Here is a 5,714-nt window from a genome sequence, read left to right on the forward strand (position 1 = left end):
GCTTCTCTCATACAGGGTCGAGGCCGTCAGCCGCGCTCGCCCGATATCGAACCCGCCCGATCCCGCCAACCGCGCGCCGCCGCGCTCCGAAACCGAGGCGGACAGCACGCCGCCGCGTTCGCGCTCGCGCAGTTGGATCACGCCTGTCAGGGCGCCTGCGCCATAGGGGCCGGCGCCAGCGCCGCGCACAATGTCGAGGTTCTCCAGGCTCTCCGTCGGCGTCTGCGACCAGATCACCCAACCGCCGAACGGGTCGTTCAGGGGCACGCCGTCCAGCGTCACCAGGGTCCGCCCCGCGCCCGACGGCGCGATGGCGCGCAAGGATATCCCTTGCGTCGTCGGATTGGCCGCCAGGCTGGAGGTGCGCCGGAACAGGGACACGGCCGGAACAGCGCTCAGAGCCTCGTCCAGCCGATCCGCGCGCGCCATCGCCGCTTCGTCCAACCGAATGACCGAGAAGGCCGCCTCGCCCGCCGCAGGCGGCAACCGCGCCGCCGTCACCACGACCTCGTCAACGACGTGCGCCTGAAACTCGATCACGCTGAACTCCCTGCCGACCGCTCGGCGACCGGATCAGGGATAGTCGATGCTGTCAGGCTTGTCGTCCGTCGAGCTTCCGCATCTGCGCGTCAAATGACCGCCGCCTAAGGCAAGCTAGGCTCAGGAACACGCTTAACCGACGCCGCCGCCGGTCGATACGCTGAACAGCAGCCCCAAAACGCCGCGAACGATCAGGCCAAGCGCCATCACGCCGACCGTCGCGCCGATCAGAAACACCGTCCGAAAGTGCCGGTGCAAGAAATAGAGAATGTCGCCTGCCATCTGCGTCAACCCGAAAGGTTAACAGCATGATGACACACGGTTCGGCGAAAATCGCAACAACCGTTCGTGATCAGACCAGGCGGCTCTGCACCAGGGCCGCCTCGACGAAGCTGGCGAACAGCGGGTGCGGAGCGAACGGGCGGCTGCGGTATTCGGGGTGATATTGCACGCCGATGAACCAGGGATGGTCCTTGCGCTCAACCGTCTCGGGCAGCACGCCGTCCGGCGACAGACCGGCGAAAAACAGGCCGCCCTTCTCTTCCACCGCGTCGCGGTAGTTGATGTTCACCTCATAGCGGTGACGGTGGCGCTCGTTGATGTCGGTCTGGCCGTAGATCTCGGCGATCTTGGAGCCGGGCGCCAGGGTCGAGGCGTAGGCGCCCAGACGCATGGTGCCGCCCAGATCGCCGCCCTGCTCGCGTTTCACGCGCTCATTGCCCTGGACCCATTCGGTCATCAGACCGACGACAGGCTCTTCCGCCGGGCCGAACTCGGTCGAGGTCGCCTTGGGATAGCCCGCCAGGTTCCGCGCCGCCTCGATCACCGCCATCTGCATGCCGAAGCAGATGCCGAAGTACGGGATCTTGCGCTCGCGGGCGTAGCGCGCCGCCTCGATCTTGCCTTCGGCCCCGCGTTCGCCGAAGCCGCCTGGGACCAGGATGGCGTGGGCGCCTTCCAGACGTTCGGCGCAGGCCTGCGGGTCGCCGGCGAAGGTGTCGGCCTCGACCCAGTCGATGTTGACCTTGGCGTTGTTGGCCACGCCGCCGTGCTGCAGGGCCTCGATCAGCGACTTATAGGCGTCCTTCAGGACGGTGTATTTGCCGACCACGGCGATGTTGACCTCGCCGTCCGGGTGCAGGCGGCGGCGCACGATCTCGTTCCAGCCGGACAGCTCCGGCTCGGGCGCGTCGGTCATGCCGAAGTGGGCCAGCACCTGCGTGTCCAGGCCCTCGCGATGATAGTCCAGCGGCACGGCGTAGATATCAGCCGAGTCCATCGCCTGAATGACGCTGTCCGGGCGGACGTTGCAGAACTGGGCGATCTTGCGCTTTTCGTCGGCCGGGATCGGGGCTTCGGAACGGCACAGCAGGATGTCGGGCTGGATGCCGATGGAGCGCAGCTCCTTGACCGAGTGCTGCGTCGGCTTGGTCTTCATCTCGCCGGCGGTCTTGATGAAGGGCAGCAGGGTCAGGTGGACGAAGCACGACTGCCCGCGCGGCAGATCCTGGCCCAGCTGACGGATCGCCTCGAAGAAGGGCAGGCCCTCGATGTCGCCGACCGTGCCGCCGATCTCGACCAGGACGAAGTCCACATCCTCGCCGCCGTCCGTCTTGGCCGGGTTCAGGCAGAACTGCTTGATCTGGTCGGTGACGTGCGGAATCACCTGAACGGTCGCGCCCAGATAGTCGCCGCGACGCTCCTTCTCGATGATCGTCTGATAGATGCGGCCGGTCGTGATGTTGTCCGACTTGGCCGCCGAGACGCCGGTGAAGCGTTCGTAGTGGCCCAGGTCGAGGTCCGTCTCGGCGCCGTCGTCGGTCACGAAGACCTCGCCGTGCTGATAGGGGCTCATCGTGCCCGGATCGACGTTGAGATAGGGGTCCAGCTTTCGCAGGCGGACCTTGTAGCCACGCGCCTGCAGAAGAGCGCCGAGAGCGGCGGAGGCGAGGCCTTTTCCAAGAGAGGAAACCACGCCGCCGGTGATGAACACATAGCGAGCCATGGGCGGACACCTTACTCCATGATTCGTCCTGCGCGGAGAGGCTCAGGAAAAATCCAACTGTTGATCAAAAGAAGAAAGCGCGCCTTGCGGCGCGCTTCCCCAAACTCGATGGCGGCGACGCCCTTATTGGGCGGGCGCGCCCTGGCCGGCCGGCAGGCTGGCTTCCAGATCGTCCAGCGACGGGGCGACCGGTGCGGCCGGCGTCGCCGGTGCGGCTTCAGGCGTAGCCGGAGCCGTCTGTTGAGGCTGGTCCACGGCGATGGAGCCGACGGCGTCGGCGTCGATCACCGAACGCGAACCGCGCGCATAGTTGCCCGCGATCGTCAGACTGATCGCGCAGATGAAGAAGGCGATCGCCAGGATCGACGTGGTGCGGGTCAGCAGATTGCCTGCCCCGCGCGCCGTCATGAAGCCCGAAGGACCGCCGCCCATGCCCAGGGCGCCGCCCTCGGAACGTTGCAGCAGGATCACGGCCGACAAGGCGACCGAGATGATGATCATCGCGACGAGCAGAATGGTCTGGAGCATGGCGTCATTCATGTGGGCGCAGAAGCGCGCCGATCAAGCGGCCGCCTCTAACATTGATGGAGGTCTCGGGCAAACGCTCAGGCGCGCGATCAAACCGCGCGGATGATGCCCAGGAAATCTTCGGCCTTCAGCGAGGCGCCGCCGACCAGGGCGCCGCCGACCTCGGCCACAGCCAAAATCTCAGCCGCGTTCGACGGCTTGACCGAGCCGCCGTACAGGATCGAAGCGTCGCGGCCGCCCTCGCCCAGCTTGGCGACCATTGCCGCGCGCACGGCGACGTGGACTTCCTCGATCTGCTCCAGCGTCGGCGTCAGGCCGGTGCCGATGGCCCAGACCGGCTCATAGGCCACGGCGAACGCCTTGCCCGTCAGCGAGACCGGCAGCGAACCGGCGACCTGACGGCTGACGACCTCGACCGCCTGCCCGGCTTCGCGCTGCTGAAGCGTCTCGCCGATGCAGATGATCGGCTCCAGACCGGCGGCCAGGGCAGCCTCGACCTTGGCGGCGACGTCGGCGTCCGTCTCGCCGAATCCGGCGCGGCGTTCCGAGTGGCCGAGAATCACCAGACCGGCGCCCGCATCACGGACCATCTCGGCCGAGACCGATCCGGTGTAGGCGCCCGAGGTTTCAGCGTGGCAGTCCTGCCCGCCGATCTCGACGACGCCGCCCTTCAGGGCCTGCGCCATCCGGTTGATCAAGGTGGCGGGCGGGCACAGGGCCACGCGACAGGCCGCAGCCTGTTCCTTCAGCGCCTTCTCGAGGGTTTCAGCCTCGGCCAGGCTCGCGCCCAGGCCGTTCATTTTCCAGTTGCCGGCGACCAGCTTCACAGATTGTTTCATGCGGCCTGTCTAGTGGCGACGGCGGCGGAAGCCAAGATGTCGTCAAGCCTCACTTGCGGCGGCGGCCCTGCACCCCCTATACGCGACCCTTGGCGCCCTTTCGACGCCGGCCCTCGTCAGGTTCTTCTTAGATGATCACGCACTTCCGCAACTTCGCCAAGTCCAAGTGGGCTGGGGGCCTGTTCGCCCTGATCATCCTCAGCTTCCTGATCGTCGGGGCCCAGTCCGACATCTTCGCCAGCCTGGGGCCGCGTCACATCATCAGCGCCGGCGACCGCAGCGTCGATTCCAACCAGTTCCGCGCCGATTTCGAGCGCGTGCGCGCCAATCTGCAGGAGCAGGCCGGCCGTCCCGTCAGCTACGACGACATGGTCAAAGAGAACCTGCACCAGCAGTATCTCGACAGCCAGACCCAGCGCCTGGGCTTCCTGTCGTGGGCCTGGAAGAACGGCATCCGCCCCGGCAAGGAGCTGGTGCTGGCGGAAATCCGCAAGATTCCGGCCTTCTTCAACCAGATCACCGGCCAGTTCGATCAGGATCTTTACACCCAGGCTCTGGCTCAACAGAACCTGACCTCGGAAATGCTCGAGCAGGATCTGCGCGACCAATACGTGACCGCCCACGTCGGCTCGGCCGTCTTCGCCGGCCTGCAAGCGCCGCGCGTCTACGCCGCTCTGCTGGCGGGCCAGGCGCTGGAAACCCGTGACGGCCGCTGGTTCTCGGTCACTCAGGACATGGCCGGCCGCGCGGGCGCCCCGACCGACGCTCAACTGACCGCCTTCATGAAGGAAAACGAGGCGCGCCTGCGCAGCCCCGAGTTCCGCATGATCTCCCTGGTGCTGTTCACCCCGGGCCCGAGCGACGCGCGCCCGACCATCACCGAAGAGCAGATCAACGAGCGTTATGAGTTCCGCAAGGCCGCCCTGGCCGATCCGGAGAAGCGCACCTTCGTCACCCTGACCGTTCCGACCAAGGAAGCCGCCGACAAGATCGCCGCCGACCTGCGCGCCGGCAAGAACCCAGCCGAGGTCGCCAAGGCCAACAACATCCAGCTGGGCGACTACAAGGGCACGCCGCAGGCCGCCGTGGGCGACCCCGCCGTCGGCGCCGCCGTGTTCGGCCTGGCCGTCGATCAGGTTTCGGCGCCGATCCAAGGCCGTCTGGGCTTCACTGTCGCCAAGCTGGCCGCCATTCAGGCCGGGCAGGCCGTGACGCTGGAAAGCGCCCGCCCCGCCCTGGTTCAGGAACTTCAAGCTGAAGCCGTCAAGGCCGCCACCTACGCCAAGGTCGAACAGTTCGAAAAGGCGCGCCAGGAAGGCAAGAACCTGGCCGGCGCCGCCACGGCCGCCAAGGCCCGCGTCATCCAGCTGCCGCCCTTCACCCAGCAGGGTCAGCTGCCGGACGGCCAGCCGATGAACGCCCCGCGCCAGGTTCTGGAAAGCGCCTACACCCTGACCAAGGGCGGCGAGAGCGACGTGATCGACGCCGGCGACGGCCAGTATTTCGCCGTCCGTCTGGACGACATCCGCCCGTCGGCCCTGCCGACGCTGGAAGAAGTCCGCGCCCCGCTGGGCCAGCAGTGGACCCTGCGTGAGAACGCCCGCCTGCTGTCGGCCAAGGCCGAGCAACTGGCCGGCCGCGTTCGTGCCGGCGAAGACATCGCCAAGGTGGCCGCCGAAGCCGGCGCCCCGCTGACCGTCCGCACCGGCGTGCAGCAGAGCCGTGAGTCGCAGGCCCAGGTCGGCGACGGCGTGCTGCGCGGCCTGTTCGGTCAGAGCAAGGGTCAGGTCTTCTCCGACGCC

6 protein-coding genes are annotated in these 5,714 nt (G+C 67.2%); 1 reads left to right on the forward strand and 5 read right to left on the reverse strand.

The window, feature by feature from the left end; translation table 11 throughout:
• The 5 genes from RT567_RS12865 to tpiA form a co-directional block, all read right to left on the reverse strand.
• Window positions 1-540: Plug domain-containing protein (locus tag RT567_RS12865; protein WP_313576711.1), on the reverse strand; the 540-nt coding region annotated here is incomplete at its 3' end.
• Between the two features lie 132 nt (window positions 541-672).
• On the reverse strand, window positions 673-822 hold the full coding sequence (locus RT567_RS12870; protein WP_313576712.1) for a hypothetical protein: 150 nt from the start codon (window positions 820-822) through the stop codon (window positions 673-675).
• Window positions 823-892: 70 nt separating this feature from the next.
• Window positions 893-2,545 carry a CTP synthase gene (locus RT567_RS12875; RefSeq protein ID WP_313576713.1) on the reverse strand — a complete coding sequence of 551 codons (1,653 nt, stop codon included), beginning with the start codon at window positions 2,543-2,545 and terminating at the stop codon, window positions 893-895.
• Between the two features lie 123 nt (window positions 2,546-2,668).
• Window positions 2,669-3,073, reverse strand: a complete 405-nt coding sequence (gene secG / locus RT567_RS12880; protein WP_313576714.1) for a preprotein translocase subunit SecG — start codon at window positions 3,071-3,073, stop codon at window positions 2,669-2,671.
• A gap of 89 nt (window positions 3,074-3,162) precedes the next feature.
• Window positions 3,163-3,912: a triose-phosphate isomerase gene (gene tpiA, locus RT567_RS12885; protein ID WP_313576715.1), complete on the reverse strand. Its 750-nt coding sequence runs from the start codon at window positions 3,910-3,912 to the stop codon at window positions 3,163-3,165.
• A 131-nt stretch (window positions 3,913-4,043) separates the two neighbouring features.
• On the opposite strand from tpiA, the gene RT567_RS12890 reads away from it, so the two are divergent.
• Window positions 4,044-5,714 (forward strand): peptidylprolyl isomerase (locus tag RT567_RS12890; protein WP_313576716.1); only part of this gene is annotated, 1,671 nt, incomplete at its 3' end.

The organism is Brevundimonas sp. (genome assembly GCF_032107865.1).
In the GTDB taxonomy this organism is placed as follows: Bacteria; Pseudomonadota; Alphaproteobacteria; order Caulobacterales; family Caulobacteraceae; genus Brevundimonas.